We start from the raw sequence: 13,422 nt of genomic DNA on the forward strand, positions 1-13,422 counted from the left end.
GATCCGGGTCAGGCCGTTTGGATTACCCGTCTGAAACGCCAGCCTCGGCAAAGGTGGCCATGCCTGAATGGCAGGCCACCGCGCTTTTCAGAATGTTGATTGCAAGCGCCCCGCCCGAGCCCTCGCCCAAACGCAAGCCGAGGCTCAGCAACGGTTCCTTGCCAAGCCTTGCCAGCACAGCGCCATGCGCGCCCTCCGCGCTTTGGTGCCCGGCGACGGTGTGATCAAGTGCGTTGTCGGCGACGTCCGCCAGACAGGCCGCGGCCGCCGAGCAGATAAAACCGTCCAGAATGACCGGAATGCGCAGAACACGCGCCGCAGTGATGGCACCGGCCATGGCGGCAATCTCGCGTCCGCCAAGGCAGCGCAGGATGTCCAACCCATCACCTGAACCTGCGTGCAAAGCCACGCCTTCGGCCACCACGCGGGTTTTGTTGATCAGTCCGGCGTCATCCACACCTGTGCCGCGCCCGGTCCAGTCGGCCGCGTCTCCTCCAAACAAAGCACAGGAGATTGCAGCGGCCGGAGTTGTGTTTCCGATCCCCATCTCTCCGACAACCAGCAGGTCGGCATTGGGGTCCACTGCGCTCCACCCGGTGCGCAACGCCTGCAGCAACTCGTCCTCGGACATGGCCGGGCCTGCGGTGAAATCGGCGGTGGGCGTGTCCAGATCCAGCGCGTGCACATCCATCGTCGCGCCAGCGGCCTTGGCCAACTGATTGATCGCCGCGCCACCATGTTCAAAGTTCATCACCATCTGCACGGTCACTTCCGGCGGAAAAGCCGAGACACCCTGCGCCGTGACACCGTGATTGCCCGCGAACACAATCACCTGCGGAGCGGTAATCTGCGGACGAGCATCCCCACGCCATCCCGCATACCAGATTGCCAAATCCTCAAGCCGACCCAGCGCCCCCGGCGGCTTGGTCAGCTGTCCATTGCGTTCAGCCGCCCCATGCAGCGCGGTCTCGTCCGGACCGGGTACCTGGCTCAGGGTATCACGGAGTGTTTTCAGATCATTAAGTTCAGGCAGCATCGAAAGCCTCGTTGCATCAGAGTGGTGCTGTGTGTTTAACCGAAGCGTCCGATCCAACAAGACCCCGAAAGGCGCGGGAGTGCATAAAAACGACAACACCCTGATTTCCGCATGGGATATTCCGCTGGCGCTGGTGCTGCTGACGCGTCTGCCAATGCCGCACCTGCCCGAGAAGGTCTTTGCCCGTCAGGCCGATTCCGCCTGGGCGTTCCCTGTGGTCGGACTGGTGGTGGGCCTGCTGGCTTGCGCCGTTGGCTGGGTCTCGATGGCGTTGGGTCTGCCCGCGATGGTCGCAGCCGTGCTGGCCACCATCACTCTGGTCGTTTCCACCGGCGCCATGCACGAAGACGGGCTGGCGGATACCGCAGACGGGCTTTGGGGCGGATTCACGCAGGAACGTCGTTTGGAGATTATGAAAGACAGCCATATCGGGGCCTACGGGGTTCTGGCGCTGATCTTCACCCAATTGGTGCGCGTCGCCCTGATCGCCGCTCTACTGACGGCCGGAGCCTACGGTGCGGTCCTCGCCGCGTGCATCGTGTCCCGTGCGTTCATGCCCGTTCTGATGAACGCCCTGCCCAATGCCCGCAATAGCGGCCTGAGCCATTCGGTCGGCGGGCCACGCAGTGCAACAGTAGCGGTCGGGCTTGCGTTGGCCATTACCTGCGCGGTGATCCTGATCGGGTCAGGTGCCGTCTTGCCCGTTATCCTTGCGGCACTGAGTATCTCGATACTCGCGCTGGTGGCAAAGGCCAAGATCGGTGGTCAGACCGGTGACATTCTGGGCGCGACGCAACAACTGGCCGAACTGGCCTTTCTGGCCACCGCCGCAGCGGCCCTTTAGGTTGTACCACCTGTCTCGATCTTCAGGGTCGCACCGCAATGCTTGCAATGCACTGCATCCGGATCGTGTCTGTAAAGCCCGCAACTTGAACATTTGTGACGCACTTTCTGCGGCATGAAAATCGCCTGCGCCAATCGCACGAACAGTGCCACGCCGACCACCATGATGAACACCGAAAACAATTTACCACCCGGAGTCGACAAAGTGATATCGCCGAACCCGGTGGTCGTCAGCGTCGCCATAGTGAAATAGAGCGCATCGATATAGGCGGTCTGGCTGTTGTCGGGGATGAAGAACACCAAAACCGCCGTAGACGTCGCGAACACGAACACCATCAGGTTGATTGCCGCGATGACCGCGTCTTCATGTGTCCGGAAAAACTGACTGTCGCGCCGCAGGTCGCGCAGCAGGTGGTACGAGTGTATCAACCGCAAGGCGCGCAGAATCCGCACGAAGGCCAGATTTCCGGGCAAGAACGGCTCCAGCAGCAACGAGGCGATCACGACGATATCGGCAAGCGTGTAGACCTTGCGCAGCAGTTTCCAGCGGTCCTTTGCAATCCACATCCGGGCCAGAAAATCCAGCAGGATCAAAAAACCGACGCATAGGCTGGCGATGGTGATCCCCGGGCCGTGCGGGATGTTTGCCGTGGCCACAAAAAACACAATCGAGGCCCCGTCGAACAGGATCAGACCATAGCGGAACCAGACCGAAACCGGCTCGTGCGCGACGTACAGAAACTTTACGGTTTGCTTTATCCCGGTCATGTATCCGCCTCTGGTTACAGGAAAATTAGCGGCAAACGCGGAATTCACCAAGACCAGAGACGAAAAAGGCCGCCCCCGGCAGGAGCGGCCCGAAACTCAAGGTTGGCAGCGATCAGGCAGCGCGCGAGGTCAGAACCTCATCCACCTGCTTGGCGGCCGAAACCTCACCAGCGCCGGATACGGCGGCCACTTCGCGGGTCAGGCGTTCAAGCGCGGCTTCGTACAGCTGACGCTCAGAATAGCTCTGCTCGCGCTGATCGTCGGTGCGGTGCAGGTCGCGGACCACTTCGGCGATCGAGATCAGATCACCCGAGTTGATCTTTTGTTCGTACTCCTGCGCCCGGCGGGACCACATGGCGCGCTTGACCTTGGCCTTGCCCTTCAGGGTCTTCATCGCCTGACTGATAACATCGGGCGAGCTGAGCGACCGCAGACCGGACTCGGTGACCTTGTTGGTCGGCACCCGCAGGGTCATCTTGTCTTTTTCAAAGGAGATGACGAACAGCTCGAGCGAATATCCCGCGACTTCCTGCTCTTCGATCGAGATGATCTGGCCCACGCCATGCGCGGGGTAAACAACATAGTCGTTCGGGCGGAACTCAAGCTTTTTCGACTTAGACATACAGGTTCATCCTTGGTTACAGAGCGAGATACGGAACGACAAAACACCCACGCCGGAGCCTTTTTCAGCTCCGCCAGGCGGCTGGTTTGTCATAAAATCAGAACTCCAAAGCAGTCATACTTACGGAGCACATCCCCATCTCATTCAACGTTCAGATTACGATTATATCACAAAATTACGGCATCTGAAAGGTCACGCCCTTTTTCTGCCTTGAAACCCTATGTTTTTCAAGGCGATGCACGCTGCTTCTACACCTGAACGAACGAGTTCAGAGAGCGAATCGCTCAGCCACCTTCGCCGGGCGCTTCCGAGAAATACTTCTCCATCTTGCCCTCTTCACCGTCGCGTTCCTCGGCTTCGGGCAGCGGGTCTTTCTTGGTCACGATCACCGGCCATTGTTCCGAGTATTTCCGGTTGAACTCGACCCACTGATCCATGCCCGGCTCGGTGTCGGGGCGGATGGCGTCGGCGGGGCATTCGGGTTCGCATACACCGCAGTCGATGCATTCGTCGGGGTGAATGACCAGCGTGTTCTCACCTTCGTAGAAACAGTCGACCGGGCACACCTCGACACAGTCGGTGTATTTGCAGGCGATGCAGTTTTCAGTGACGACGTATGTCATGGTCGGATTCCCGTTTGCGCTTTGGGCGATTAGCTAATCCAGTATTGCACTGTCTTCAAGGGAAGATCAGCCCTCTTTGGTACGAGAAAGATCAAGCGCGCGCCGATCTTTCTTGGTCGGACGACCTTTTCCCTCGAAACCCGGATTTTTGGGCGGTGCGTCCCGTTTTTCCGTCATATCAACATATAACGTCTGTGCCTCGGGCGCAGGGCCGCGGCGCTCGCCAAGCTTTTCGATCCGAACCACCCGCACGATGCGGCCCTGCGGGAAGGTCAGAACGTCTCCGGGTCCTACCGCCTGCGCCGGTTTCAGGACCCGGTTTCCGTTAAGCCGGACATGGCCGCCGCTGACCTGTTTGGCAGCCAGGCTGCGGGTCTTGAAGAACCGCGCCTGCCACAGCCATTTGTCGATCCGCAGCTTGGCCTCGGCCATCGGCGCTTAGTTACCGTCCTTCAAACCCATCAACGCAGCTGCGAACGGGTTATCAGGATCGATCGCCTTTTCCTTCTTAGGCGGACGAGACGAGAAGGACTTGGCGCCTTGCGGTTTCCCACCCTTCTTGCCCTGCGTTTTGCCGCGACCGTCCTGAGGTTTGCCGCGCGGCTTGCCTTTGCCCTGTCCCTGCCGCTGTTCACGGCGCGGGCCACGGCCTTGCTGACGCTGACGACCCCAGGTGAAGGTGTAGAATACTTCGACCTCGGGTTCCTCTGATGCCAGAGCCTCGGTGCTTTCGGTGGCCTCGGCTGGCGCCTCGGCGGGTGTGGCGGCCTCTTCGGTTACCGCCTCAGTCACCGGGGTTTCTTCGGCGGCGGGTTGCTCGGTCGCGTCGGGGATGGGTTGTTCTGCCGGGGCAGATTTTACCTTTTCACGCTCGCCGCGCTCGGCGCTGTAGCCCAAACCTTTCATCAGGTCGGCAAACTGTTCCAGCGTCATGCCGGTGATCGAGAGCATATCCGGCTTGGCTTCGAACCCGCCGCGGCTGTCTTCGGCGCGCAGCATGTCGGCCAGACGTTCCAGCATGTCGATCCGGATCGAACGGTCGCCCGCATCGCGGTAGCCGCACATGGTGTCGTAGCCCTCGGGCGCGTCCTTGGCGACCGGTACGGTGACCAGACCCGGAGGCGGCGCGTCGGGGAATTCCTGCAGGCCGTTGGCCAGCGCCCACAGCACCAGACGCAGACGCGTCGGCGCGGGTTTCAGCAGCAACGGCATGAAGATGGTGAACTGACCGAACCGAATACCATGCTTGCGCAGCGCGCCGCGGGCGTCCTGATCCAGATCCTTGACCTCTTGCGCAACGCCGGCACGGGGCAGAACGCCCAGCGCCTCGACCATGCGGAAGGCAAACCCTTTGGCGAGGCCGGACAGCTCTTCGTCGCGCGACAGGTTCAGCAGCGGTTCGAACAGCGCAGCAACCTTGCGGTCGATAAAGTGCTGCAGGCGACGCTGCACTTTCTGTTCGACATCCGGCCCTGCGGCCTCGTCCACAAAAACCTCGACCATCGGCTTGAGAGGCTCGGCCCCGGCAACCAGTTTGCCGACGGCGTATTCGCCCCACATCAGGCCACCCTGATCGGTGAAATCAATTTCGGTATCGGGCGCGTTGTAGAAGCGATCGGCGCGCAGATGGAATTGCGGCGCGAGCGCTTGCAGGGAGGCCGTTTTCAGAGCTTTCGCCTCGGTTCCTTGCGCGCTTTTGTCCGGAATGAACCGGAACCCTTCCAGACGACCGACGAATTCACCTTCGACGGTCACTTCACCCTTGTCATTTACTTCGGCCAAAAGGGCCTCCTTCTGTTTGAGCCGGCGCAGCAACACAGATGTGCGCCGGTCCACAAATCTTTGCGTCAGTCGGTCATGTAATGCGTCCGACAGCCTGTCTTCTACAGTGCGCGTTTCGTCACGCCAATGTGATTCGTCACGCACCCAGCCGTTTCGCTGCGCAACATATGTCCAAGTGCGAATATATGCCAACCTTTTGGAGAGTGCATCAATATCCCCATCGGTGCGGTCAATCCGCCGGATTTGCCGCGCCATGAAATTATCCGGGATCGAGCCGCGTTCATGCAGGTGGCCATAGATCACTTCGAGCAGGCTGGCGTGTTCGGCATGGCTGATACCGCGAAAATCGGGGATTCTGCACACATCCCAAAGTAAACGGATGGATTGCGGGTCGCTGGCACGGGCTGCGACCTCGGTCACTTGCGACAGCGATTTCAGCACGTTCAGATCATCCGCAGGCCGGGCCTTGATCAGATGTTCATCATTTGGGCTGACTTCAAGCGAGTCGATCAGCGCCTCAACCGTGCCAAACCGAAGGGCAGCATTCCGCCAGTTCAGCTTTTTCATCGGCGTGAACCGGCTGTCCATGATGGCCTGCGCCACGCCGTCCTCCAGTGGCGGGGCTTCTCCGGTCACGCCGAAGGTGCCGTCAGACATCCCACGCCCTGCACGCCCGGCGATCTGGGCCAGTTCGTTAGGGGCCAGAGGGCGCATCCGGCGACCGTCGAACTTGGTCAGCGACGAGAACGCCACGTGGTTCACGTCCAGATTCAGCCCCATACCGATGGCATCGGTGGCCACCAGATAGTCAACTTCACCGTTTTGATACAGTTCGACCTGTGCATTCCGCGTGCGCGGGCTGAGCGCGCCCATTACCACGGCCGCCCCTCCCTTTTGACGGCGCAGCAACTCGGCAATTGCATAGACACTGTCGACCGAGAACCCGACGATGGCGCTGCGGGGCGGCATCCGACTGATCTTTTTCGACCCCGCATAAACCAGCTGAGACATGCGTTCGCGCCGGACGAACTGTGCCTCGGGCACCAGCGCGGCGATGGGGCCACGCATCGTGTCCGCGCCAAGGAACAGCGTTTCACTTGTGCCGCGTGACCGCAACAGCCGGTCAGTGAAGACATGACCGCGTTCGGGATCGGCGCAAAGCTGAATTTCGTCGATGGCTACAAAATCCGCGCCCATACCCTCGGGCATCGCTTCGACCGTGCAGACCCAGTACTGGGTACGCGGCGGCACGATCCGCTCTTCTCCCGTGACCAGTGCCACAACGGATGGGCCGCGAATTGCGACGATCTTGTCATAGACCTCACGCGCCAGCAGCCGCAGCGGCAGGCCGATCACACCGGTCCGATACCCCAGCATCCGCTCAATCGCGTAATGAGTTTTACCTGTGTTGGTCGGGCCGAGTACGGCCACAATTCGGGATGACCCGCTCACCTTTGCCCCCTGCCCCGGCTCTTTAGAGGGCCGAACCCTCGACCTGAGGCTTCAGTCGATTCACCGCATTGGTTACTTCTTCATGATGCGGATGTATAGACAGCGCGCGCTCATAAGCGTCCAGCGCCTTGTCGGGCTGTTCGATAATCTCGAAGATCAGGCCAAGGCCATAGATCGCCTCGTAATTATTCGGGTTCAGCGTCAGCGCGTGTTCCAGATCGGCTGCGGCCATGCCAAAGCGATCCACCCCGAAAAACGCCGAGGCCCGCAGATGCCAGCCTTCAGCAAAGCCGGGCGCGTGGTCGGTCAGCGCGGTCAGATGTTCGATGGCGGCCAGAGTATCGCCGTCCTCAAGCGCCTCGCGCCCGCGCTCCAACAGCAAATCCGCAGAGGCCGAGCCGGATTGCGCCCACAGCGCCTTGAGCTGTCGATCCAATCCAATCGCCTGTTCCGGTGTCGCCAGCGCCAGTTGTTGCAGCAGCGCCGCCTCATCCCGCAGGTCCGCCTGTTGCGCGGCGGAACTGGTGGAAAACATGACCGTGACAAAAAGTGCCGCGACGGTACGTTTGAGATTGATGTTTGCAATGCCCATAACAATGTTCAGTGTAGCGTTGCGACCGGGGATGTCCATTCACGGCGCAGAAACAATATGAGGAACACCATGAGCGAAACTCTTGAAAAAGCCGCAGCGGCGCTGAACGAAAAACTGACCGGCGGCGATTTTGACGCTTCGGCCAAGTTTGCCATCGCTGATCTGGGCGCTATCGTTCTGGATGCAAACGGCGCGCGCGTCAGCGACGAAGAGGCCGACGTAACTCTGAGCGCCGATGCGGACACGTTTGAACAGATCCTCAGCGGCGACCTGAACCCCACCGGTGCGTTCATGTCGGGCAAGCTGAGTGTGGACGGAGACATGGGTGTTGCCATGAAACTCGCGTCGGTGCTGGCCTGATGCAGGTCTCGTCGGCCCCTTTCTATGAAGACGTGGCCGGCGGACCCGCCGGTGGTGCTGCCCATTGGGTGACAACCACGGACAATATCCGCATCCGCGTGGGCCACTGGCGCCCCGAAGGCGAGACAAACGGCACGGTGATGATATTCCCGGGCCGTACAGAATATATCGAGAAATACGGTGATGCTGCCGCTGAATTCGTTGGTCGAGGCTTTGCGTGTCTGGCCGTCGATTGGCGCGGTCAGGGGCTGGCAGATCGTCTGCTGGATGACCCGCGCGTCGGGCATGTCGAACAGTTCACCGACTATCAGCACGATGTGAAGGCCACGCTTGACCTTGCCGAAAAGCTGGAACTGCCGAAACCCTGGTATGTGGTTGGCCACTCGATGGGCGGCGCAATCGGTCTGCGCGCGGTTCTGGAACGGGATTGCTTTGCCGCCTGCGCCTTTACCGGCCCGATGTGGGGCATCTTCTTCACTCCGATCATGAAACCGCTCAGCCGGTTGACCGCCTATTGGGGGCCGCGCATCGGCTTGGGGGAAAAGACGCCCCCGACCACTTCGCTGGAAAGCTATGTTGCCTCGCAGCCCTTTGACGGCAATGTGCTGACGCGTGATCCGGCGATGTATCAGATGATGAAGGATCAACTGACGGCGCACCCCGATCTAGCGCTTGGCGCGCCATCCACGATCTGGCTGCGCGAGGCGCTGGACGAATGCGCCTGGCTGATGGAGCAGACCGCCCCTGCCACTCCCGCGCTGACCTTCCTCGGCAGTCACGAACAAATCGTTGACCGCAAAGCCATTCGCGCGCGGATGGCGGACTGGCCCGACGGTACGCTGGTCGAAATCCCCAACGGCGAACACGAGGTGCTGATGGAAGCGCCCGAGGTGCGCGGCCCCGTCTATGACCAGTTGGCAGCGCATTTTCTGGCTGCACAATCGGACGCTGCACCCGCACCTGCCCTGTCGAACTGAAGAAAACCTCACGCAAAGGCGGCTTGTGATCCGGGCCGCCCACGCCTAGATGTTTGCGAAAGCAGATATCCCGAGGTGATCCATGCGCGACCTTCCCTTTCCCGTCCGTGACGCAAACGCAGCCGGAGGCGCCGGCAATCTTGGCAACCTGCCGGAATGGGATCTGACCGATCTTTACAGCTCGGAAGAAGCGCCGGAACTGGACCGCGATCTGGACTGGCTTGAGGGCGAATGCGCCGCCTTTGCCGCCGATTACGAAGGCAAGCTGGCTGATCTGGATGCTGCTGGCCTTCTGACCTGCGTCCAGCGCAACGAAAAGATCAACTCGATTGCCGGGCGCATCATGTCGTTCGCGGGTCTGCGCTATTACCAGCTGACCACCGATGCCGAGCGCGCCAAGTTCCTGTCGGATATGCAGGAAAAGATTACCGTTTTCACCACGCCGCTGGTGTTCTTCACGTTGGAAATCAACCGCATCGACGATGACGCGCTGAAAGCCCATTTCGACACCAATGCAGATTTGGCGCGGTACGAGCCTGTGTTCCGCCGCATCCGCGCGATGAAGCCCTATCAACTGTCCGACGAGCTGGAAAAATTCCTGCATGATCTGGGTGTAGTCGGCGACGCATGGGAACGTTTGTTCGACGAAACCATTGCCGGACTTACCTTTGAGGTCGACGGCGAAGAGCTGAATATCGAAGGCACCCTGAACCTGCTGACGGAACAGGATCGCAGCAAACGTGAAGCTGCCTCGCGCGAGTTGGCTGCTGTGTTTCAGGACAACATCAAGACCTTCGCCCGTGTCCACAACACCCAGGCCAAGGAAAAGGAAATCGTCGACCGCTGGCGCAACATGCCGACCGCTCAGACCGGTCGCCACCTGTCGAACGACGTCGAACCCGAGGTGGTCGAAGCCCTGCGCGAGGCCGTCGTGGCCGCCTACCCCAAGCTCAGCCATCGTTATTACGAGTTGAAACGCAAATGGCTGGGGCTGGACGTGATGCAGGTCTGGGACCGCAACGCGCCGCTGCCGATGGAAGACACACGCATTGTCGGCTGGGAAGAAGCTGAAAAGACGGTAATGGACGCGTATAACGCCTTTGATCCTCGCATGGGTGAGATTGCGGCCCCGTTCTTCTCGAAAGGCTGGATCGATGCTGCGGTGAAACCGGGCAAGGCTCCGGGCGCGTTCGCGCATCCGACCGTGACCGACGTGCACCCCTACGTGATGCTCAACTATCTGGGCAAACCGCGCGACGTGATGACCCTGGCGCACGAGCTGGGCCACGGCGTTCATCAGGTACTGGCCGCCGGTCAGGGCGAGATGCTGTCCTCAACCCCGCTGACACTGGCCGAAACCGCCTCGGTTTTTGGCGAGATGCTGACCTTCCGCAAGATGCTGGATCAGGTCGAAACCCCGGAACAGCGCAAGGTTCTGCTGGCCGGTAAAGTCGAGGACATGATCAACACGGTGGTCCGCCAGATCGCCTTTTATGACTTTGAATGCAAACTGCACGCCGCCCGCCGCGAAGGCGAGCTGACCCCGGACGACATCAACGCCCTGTGGATGAGCGTTCAGGCCGAAAGCCTTGGCCCGGCATTCGAATTCATGGAAGGGTATGAGACCTTCTGGGCCTATATCCCGCACTTTGTCCACTCGCCCTTCTACGTCTATGCCTATGCGTTTGGAGACGGCTTAGTGAACGCGCTGTATTCGGTTTACGAAAGCGGATCAAAAGGGTTCGAGGACAAGTATTTCGAGATGCTGCGCGCGGGTGGATCGAAACACCATAAGGAGCTGCTGGCACCGTTCGGGCTGGACGCAAGTGATCCCAAGTTCTGGGACAAGGGCCTGTCGATGATCTCGGGCTTCATCGACGAGTTGGAAGCGATGGAAGAATAATCCCTCGATTCTCAAGCAAATCTACGACGCGCCCGTATACGCTTCGGGCGCGTTTTGTTATGCGACAACGCTTCTGAGCCGCTCGAGATCATGAATGATGACGGATTTGTATTCACTCTCAACGCCGATATGGCGCAGCTTGCCAAACGCACGTGACAGGCTTTCTGGCTTCATCCCAAGCATCGAGGCCAGAACGACCTTATCGAACGGCAACTCAAGCCTGCTTTGACCGCCCTGTTTACCGGACAACCGAACCAGAAAATTGCACAAGCGTTCATAGCCGGTCAGAACCTTCAGTTCTTCCACCTCGTGCATCATCTCATGCAAATGGGATGACGCCGCCGACAGCACAGCCACGGCGATTTCGTGCATTGCGTTGTGACAGGCGCACACAGCCGAGATATCAAGAAACAGAATTTCGCAATCCGAGACGGCCTCGACATTGGCTGCACTTGGCGCACCACGCAGCGCCCAGATTTCATCAAAGCTCTGCCCGCTTGTAAGCATCGCCAACATTGCCTCGTGGCCCGACGGCGAAACCCGGTAGAGCTTGACCCACCCCTCCAAAACGATCTTCAAAGTTCGACACGGTTCATCCTGCAAACAGATCGTTTGGCCTCGAGTAAAAGACTTCTTTTGAGCGCGAGATAACAGGCATTTGCGCACTTTCGGCGACAATTGCTCTAACAAGGGGCTGGACTGTTGGTAGTCTTGGCTAAAGTCAAACATGGCGGCTTCCGGCTGAGAACAAAACCGTGCTAGCGGAAACAAAAAAACATTAGTTTGATATGGATCAATTTTTAACCAATTGTAATCTTAAGATAAATTCACAATCCGGAATGTAACCCCATAAAAATTGAGCGATAAATGAACCCAAAAAAACAGCTATATCAGTTGACTACCCTTTGACCTCTGCCGGTTTTTTCGACCCCAGAATCGTGCTGCGCCATCACTTTTCTGTAGACCGCCTGGGTACAACATAACGCCCAATAAGACTAGTCACCGCTTCTCGGGAATCGGCATTTCACACTCGGCGCAATGGGCCAGAGTTTCCCCTACGAGGCGGTTTTGTGACCGCACCGGAGCTATTCCCCGGACATGGACGCCTGTGCCTGTTCACGTACCGCACCCACCCGCCGGCCATGGGCTACTCTTCTGAGCTCGAAGTATCACAAGAAACTGCTGGCGCCGATTGAGCTGAACACAAGCGATCCCAAATTCCGGGCCACGGCCCGTCGATGATATCGGGTATCATCGACGGGCTGGGTGTAGTGGAAAGGGGATCACTTTTGGCTTTTGGTCGTCAGGAATACGGCGGCCACGATCAACACGGCTCCGAGGGCTGCAATCGGTGTGATGGCCGCCCCCAGAAACAGGGCCGAGTTGATGAAGGTGAACACGACGGATGCAGCAAACATCAACGTCGCGGTCAGCGTCGACACCCGCGCGGCGGCCTCATACCAAAGATAGTAGGCCAGCGCGGTTGGCAGCACCCCCAACAAAAGCAGGAAAACCATGTCATCGACCGTTGGCACCTGCATTGAGAACAGGGCCAGAGGCAGCAGCAACACGCCCGAGCACGAGAAGATGCCGAACAGGAAATTCAACCGTTCCCCCGTCGATTCCGAGTTGCGCATCGCCCGGCTGCTGGAGATCAGAAACACCGCCCAGCTAAGCCCCGCTCCGATTTCCAGAAGATCGCCGAACAAGGGTTCTCCGCCCCCCTGAAAATCTTGGTAGACGGTCAGAAAAACACCCAGAATGGCCAAGCCGGTGGCCAGAACGTCAGTGCGAGTGACCGAGGTGTCCGCAAAGAAATACAGGAACACCAGAACAAAAAACGGTGCTGTGTTCTCTAGCACCATCGCATTTGCGGCACCGGTATGCTCGAGCCCGATATGGAACAGGATATAGTTGACTACGGTGGACAAAACAGCCAGTCGAAAGTTCCAGTCCCCCAGCCGGATCGACACAGAAACCCGCATCACCCGTAACATGCAATAGATCGCCAGGGCCGCGATAAACAGGCGCGTAACGGCGATTTGCAGCCCACCCAGATCGCTGGTCAGATACCGGACAATGACGCTGTGCGTGCCCCACAGGAATGCAGCGAGAAACCCAAGAACCAGACCGTTTTGCAGCAGGTTGGCTTTCGGCATCCCTCTGCCCCGGTTATTTCAACTGACTGTCTTTGGAGCCGCGCCGATTGATACCTGCGCGGCTTTTGTAGGACCCGTCACGCTCTTGCTGGCAATCGAGGCACAGCTTGACGCCCGGCAAGGCCAGCCGCCGTTTCTCTGGGATCGGCTCTTCGCATTCGGCGCAATGGGTCAGGCTGTCCCCGACGGGGCGCTTTTGCGCCTGCATCCGGGCCAGTTCGTCCGAAATGGACGCTTCAATCTGTTCACTCACCGCGCCATCGCGCGCCCAACCGCCTGCCATGGGCCTCTCTCCTGATCAGGTG

At 59.4% G+C, this 13,422-nt stretch carries 14 protein-coding genes; 4 read left to right on the plus strand and 10 right to left on the minus strand.

From position 1 onward, the window contains the following. Nucleotides 1-22 precede the first annotated feature (22 nt). Nucleotides 23-1,036, minus strand: a complete 1,014-nt coding sequence (gene cobT / locus ACR0DO_RS01655) for a nicotinate-nucleotide--dimethylbenzimidazole phosphoribosyltransferase (protein ID WP_480556325.1) — start codon at nt 1,034-1,036, stop codon at nt 23-25. A 79-nt stretch (nt 1,037-1,115) separates the two neighbouring features. Here cobT and cobS point away from each other — a divergent pair, with 79 nt between their 5' ends. Next, nucleotides 1,116-1,880 (plus strand): adenosylcobinamide-GDP ribazoletransferase, encoded by a 765-nt coding sequence (gene cobS, locus ACR0DO_RS01660; protein WP_480556326.1) that lies wholly within the window; start codon nt 1,116-1,118, stop codon nt 1,878-1,880. Here the strand turns inward: cobS and ACR0DO_RS01665 are convergent. The 6 genes from ACR0DO_RS01665 to ACR0DO_RS01690 form a co-directional block, all read right to left on the minus strand. Further along, the gene (locus ACR0DO_RS01665; RefSeq protein WP_480556328.1) at nt 1,877-2,647 is read right to left on the minus strand and encodes a potassium channel family protein; all 771 of its coding nucleotides are present in this window, start codon (nt 2,645-2,647) and stop codon (nt 1,877-1,879) included. The genes cobS and ACR0DO_RS01665 overlap by 4 nt on opposite strands. A 112-nt stretch (nt 2,648-2,759) precedes the next feature. Then, a complete protein-coding gene (locus tag ACR0DO_RS01670; RefSeq protein ID WP_170381457.1) occupies nt 2,760-3,269 on the minus strand; it encodes a CarD family transcriptional regulator in 510 nt (169 codons plus the stop codon). 284 nt (nt 3,270-3,553) lie between these two features. Then, nucleotides 3,554-3,892, minus strand: coding sequence for a ferredoxin FdxA (fdxA, locus tag ACR0DO_RS01675; protein ID WP_170324594.1), 339 nt, complete (start codon nt 3,890-3,892; stop codon nt 3,554-3,556). Nucleotides 3,893-3,958: 66 nt separating this feature from the next. Beyond that, nucleotides 3,959-4,324 (minus strand): RNA-binding S4 domain-containing protein, encoded by a 366-nt coding sequence (locus ACR0DO_RS01680; RefSeq protein ID WP_480556330.1) that lies wholly within the window; start codon nt 4,322-4,324, stop codon nt 3,959-3,961. 6 nt (nt 4,325-4,330) lie between these two features. Further along, complete coding sequence (locus tag ACR0DO_RS01685) at nt 4,331-7,126, minus strand: helicase-related protein (protein ID WP_480556331.1); 2,796 nt, start codon at nt 7,124-7,126, stop codon at nt 4,331-4,333. 22 nt (nt 7,127-7,148) lie between these two features. Further along, complete coding sequence (locus tag ACR0DO_RS01690) at nt 7,149-7,757, minus strand: tetratricopeptide repeat protein (protein ID WP_170441925.1); 609 nt, start codon at nt 7,755-7,757, stop codon at nt 7,149-7,151. 30 nt (nt 7,758-7,787) lie between these two features. Here ACR0DO_RS01690 and ACR0DO_RS01695 point away from each other — a divergent pair, with 30 nt between their 5' ends. The 3 genes from ACR0DO_RS01695 to ACR0DO_RS01705 all read left to right on the plus strand — a co-directional run bounded on the left by ACR0DO_RS01695 (nt 7,788) and on the right by ACR0DO_RS01705 (nt 10,958). Next, nucleotides 7,788-8,078 carry an SCP2 sterol-binding domain-containing protein gene (locus ACR0DO_RS01695; RefSeq protein WP_170441922.1) on the plus strand — a complete coding sequence of 97 codons (291 nt, stop codon included), beginning with the start codon at nt 7,788-7,790 and terminating at the stop codon, nt 8,076-8,078. After that, complete coding sequence (locus tag ACR0DO_RS01700) at nt 8,078-9,055, plus strand: alpha/beta fold hydrolase (protein WP_480556332.1); 978 nt, start codon at nt 8,078-8,080, stop codon at nt 9,053-9,055. The genes ACR0DO_RS01695 and ACR0DO_RS01700 overlap by 1 nt, the downstream gene beginning before the upstream one ends. Nucleotides 9,056-9,137: 82 nt before the next feature. Beyond that, entirely contained in the window at nt 9,138-10,958 is a 1,821-nt protein-coding gene (locus ACR0DO_RS01705; RefSeq protein ID WP_480556333.1) for a M3 family oligoendopeptidase, read from the plus strand. Nucleotides 10,959-11,015: 57 nt separating this feature from the next. Here the strand turns inward: ACR0DO_RS01705 and ACR0DO_RS01710 are convergent, their stop codons facing one another. The 3 genes from ACR0DO_RS01710 to ACR0DO_RS01720 all read right to left on the minus strand — a co-directional run bounded on the left by ACR0DO_RS01710 (nt 11,016) and on the right by ACR0DO_RS01720 (nt 13,400). Next, nucleotides 11,016-11,687: a Crp/Fnr family transcriptional regulator gene (locus tag ACR0DO_RS01710; protein WP_480556335.1), complete on the minus strand. Its 672-nt coding sequence runs from the start codon at nt 11,685-11,687 to the stop codon at nt 11,016-11,018. Between the two features lie 554 nt (nt 11,688-12,241). Then, complete coding sequence (locus tag ACR0DO_RS01715; RefSeq protein ID WP_480556337.1) at nt 12,242-13,117, minus strand: DMT family transporter; 876 nt, start codon at nt 13,115-13,117, stop codon at nt 12,242-12,244. A gap of 13 nt (nt 13,118-13,130) precedes the next feature. After that, nucleotides 13,131-13,400 carry a DksA/TraR family C4-type zinc finger protein gene (locus ACR0DO_RS01720; protein ID WP_480556338.1) on the minus strand — a complete coding sequence of 90 codons (270 nt, stop codon included), beginning with the start codon at nt 13,398-13,400 and terminating at the stop codon, nt 13,131-13,133. Nucleotides 13,401-13,422: the final 22 nt, after the last annotated feature.

Source organism: Ruegeria sp. AM9 (assembly GCF_056540565.1).